Below are 669 nucleotides of genomic sequence, written 5' to 3'. Positions count from 1 at the left end.
AAAGAACCAAACATCGTACCTAAGATAATGATAGAGGTAACAGCGATTAACGGAATAACCATGGTGACCATGGCAAGGTTTAAATATGACTGTTTATGGGTCAAGCCGCAAATAGCAAATAACGTGATGACAGCGCCACTATGGGGCAGAGTGTCAAGACCGCCCGCTGCCATAACTGCCACACGGTGCATAAGCTCTGGATCAATTCCAGCTTCTACCGCCATTCTTAAATAGTCGTCACCGAGCGTCGACAGTGCAATACTTAAACCACCAGATGATGAGCCTGTAATACCAGCAAGCGTGGTCATCGCCACGGCTTCTGAGATAAGCGGGTTATTAGGGCTTAGATTTAAGATATTGTCACGAATGATAAGAAAACCTGCCAATGATGCAATCACCGCACCGTAGCCAACTTCTGATGCCGTATTAAAAATCGGTAACATCGAATCGTAAGTACCACGGTTGATGGTCTTTTGTAGGTTATTCCAATGACCAATACGCAATACGATCAAAACTATACAGGCTACAACTAACGAGATAATAATTGACCAAAGTCCAAGTGATCCATCGATATTTAAGTCTGGGAACTGGGCTTGCAAGCCGCTAAAGTCTAATGACGGAAAAACAGCATAAGTAAGTAACGCGTTTAGAGCGATGACCAATACCAGC

1 protein-coding gene is annotated in these 669 nt (G+C 43.9%); it reads right to left on the bottom strand.

Annotated elements, in window-relative coordinates; translation table 11 throughout:
- A partial coding sequence (locus tag ACS8FD_RS21210; RefSeq protein WP_439277322.1) for a GntP family permease occupies positions 1 to 669 on the bottom strand: 669 nt, incomplete at both ends.

This window comes from Psychrobacter sp. 1U2 (genome assembly GCF_051847575.1).
The sequence above is the reverse complement of the archived record's forward strand: the minus strand, read 5'-3'. Positions and strand labels throughout refer to the sequence as shown.